This is a genomic window from Serratia microhaemolytica (assembly GCF_004011885.1).
Classification (GTDB): Bacteria; Pseudomonadota; Gammaproteobacteria; order Enterobacterales; family Enterobacteriaceae; genus Serratia_G; species Serratia_G microhaemolytica.
Genome location: NZ_SBEF01000083.1, coordinates 1 through 2,415, shown reverse-complemented (window position 1 = coordinate 2,415; position 2,415 = coordinate 1). Strand labels below are relative to the sequence as shown.

Below are 2,415 nucleotides of genomic sequence, written 5' to 3'. Positions count from 1 at the left end.
TCGTAAGCGGCCTTAAATCAGCATCTGTTTTTTAGCCATTGACTGCGCAACACTACCTCTGCGTTCATTTAATACAGAGGTGCCATCATGAAATCACAACAACGTGCCGACTACTGGCGTGAACAAATTATTCTCTGGCAGACATCTGGCCTTTCCGGGCAGATTTTTTGTCAGCAACATCAACTCACTTACCACCAGTTTGTTTATTGGCGGCAAAAATATCGCGAACCTCAAGAGAACATTTCACCCGGGTTTACCAAAGTCACCACCACGGTACCGGTCAATTCTGCCGAGCTGACACTTTCATTGCCCAATGGGTTGGTGATCACTGGATTCAATGATAGTAATGTCGCCCTGCTAGGCGCTATTCTTAGGCAACTCTAATGCGTAACCATCACTTACGCCCTGCGCTGGCAATGCCGCAGATTTACCTTTATCGTGCCCCCATCGATTTTCGTAAGCAAGTGAATGGTCTGGCGGCACTGATAGAACAGGAACTGGGCCATAATCCCTTTACGGGTGCACTGTATGCCTTCACCAACCGCCAGCGCAATAAAATCAAATGTCTGATGTGGGAGGATAATGGCTTTGTCCTCTATTATAAGGCGCTGGCCGAAGAGAAGTTCAAGTGGCCCAACCTGGCTGATGACCTGTTGCCGCTGACTGGCGAACAGATTAATGGGTTGCTGGATGGTTACGATATCCGTCTGCTCAATGGGCATAAAAAACTGCATTATGACAGGGTAAATTAAGTCATAAAGCGTGCATTATGCGGCTGTTTTTGTTATCATTTCCTTCATGAAAAAGCCTGTTCCCCCATCAGAAAAAAAACCTGACAACCGCAGTTTATCTGCGGTTGAATTGTTGGCGTTGAATGCGGAGCTACGGCAACAACTTCAATACCGCGACCAATATATTCTCCTGCTGGAAGAACAGCTCCGGCTCAAAAGAGCCCAACAGTTTGCTGCCAGTAGCGAGCGGCACGCCGACCAGATTTCTCTGTTCGATGAAGCTGAAATGGAAGTTGCCATTGAGGCTTTATCGGCACAATTGCCCGAGGAAGAGCCCACGCTGTCCTCGCCGAAAAAGGTCACTCGGCAGCGAGGTTTTTCCGATAGCCTGCTGCGTGAGCGCGTGGAGTTGTGCCTGTCTGATGAGGAGAAAGCGGGCGCCAGCAGCACCTTTTTCAGCAAGGTCAAAGAAGAGTTGGCCTATATTCCCGCCCAGATGAAAGTTATCGAGTACTGGCAGGAAAAAGCGGTATTTGAGCGCGACGGTAACGAAGTTATCGTGGCGGCCCAGCGCCCGGTTCATCCGTTGGGCAAGTGTTTTGCCACCGTCTCTTTGCTGGCCTATATCATCGTGGCCAAGTATGCCGATGGCTTGCCGCTGTACCGCCTGGAAAGTATCTTGGCCCGCAGTGGTCACTCGGTAGCCCGCACCAATATGGCTCACTGGGTCATCCGTTTGGCCGATGTTTTTCAACCGCTGATTAACTTGATGCGTGAAGTGCAAAACAGCAGTCGCTATCTGCAAATGGATGAAACCCGCATTCAGGTCCTGAAAGAAGACGGTAAAACGGCCCAATCGGACAAATGGATGTGGGTGGTACGTGGGGGCCCCCCAGATAAACCGTCGGTCTTGTTTGACTATGACCCGAGTCGCGCGGGCAGCGTTCCCGTGCGCCTGTTGGATGGCTTTAGCGGTATTTTGCAAACCGATGGTTATGCCGGCTATACCGAGGTGTGCCGTGAAAACCAGCTGGTGCGTATTGGCTGTTGGGACCACGCCCGGCGTAAATATGTTGAAGCGGGCAAGGCGATGCCTAAAGGGAAAAAGACATCAAACACTGCGCCTACCAAGGCCGATGTGGCCTTAGGGTACATTGGCAAACTGTATGGGATAGAGCGGGCCATTCAGGGGCTTGCCGAACAGGACAAGTATCAGGCTCGCCAACAACACAGTCTACCTTTGCTGACCACCTTCAAAGCATGGCTGGAGAAAAATGTGGGTTCAGTGATGAAGGGCTCACTGACACGCCGGGCGATGGAGTACACGCTAAATCACTGGCCATTGCTGCTCGGCTACTGCGAGCACGGTTATCTGAATATCAGCAATGTGTTGGCGGAGAATGCGATACGCCCGTTTGCGGTGGGCAGAAAAGCGTGGTTGTTTGCCGACAGTTCCCAAGGGGCACGGGCGAGCGCTTGTTGCTATTCCCTGATAGAAACAGCGAAAGCCAACAATCTGGAGCCATCTGCCTATATCCAACATGTGCTGGAGCGCATTGGTGAAGCCGATACGGTGGAAAAGCTGGAAGCACTGTTGCCGTGGAACATTGGCCTTGCCCCTTTTTCAAAAAATGTACCGCAATATGAATAGGGCAAATACGTCGATTTAACGGCGGATACAGTT

The 2,415-nt window shown here is 51.1% G+C and carries 3 protein-coding genes; all 3 read left to right on the top strand.

All coding sequences use genetic code 11. The features are described 5' to 3' along the window. Nucleotides 1-87 precede the first annotated feature (87 nt). The 3 genes from tnpA to tnpC are packed head-to-tail and all read left to right on the top strand — an operon-like array spanning nucleotide 88 to nucleotide 2,382. Nucleotides 88-384 carry an IS66 family insertion sequence element accessory protein TnpA gene (gene tnpA / locus EOJ37_RS13840; RefSeq protein WP_127960468.1) on the top strand — a complete coding sequence of 99 codons (297 nt, stop codon included), beginning with the start codon at nucleotides 88-90 and terminating at the stop codon, nucleotides 382-384. After that, nucleotides 384-752 carry an IS66 family insertion sequence element accessory protein TnpB gene (gene tnpB, locus EOJ37_RS13835; RefSeq protein WP_127960467.1) on the top strand — a complete coding sequence of 123 codons (369 nt, stop codon included), beginning with the start codon at nucleotides 384-386 and terminating at the stop codon, nucleotides 750-752. Before tnpA ends, tnpB begins: the two co-directional genes overlap by 1 nt. Nucleotides 753-798: 46 nt before the next feature. Further along, nucleotides 799-2,382 (top strand): IS66 family transposase, encoded by a 1,584-nt coding sequence (tnpC, locus tag EOJ37_RS13830; protein ID WP_127960466.1) that lies wholly within the window; start codon nucleotides 799-801, stop codon nucleotides 2,380-2,382. The last annotated feature ends 33 nt before the right edge of the window (nucleotides 2,383-2,415 follow it).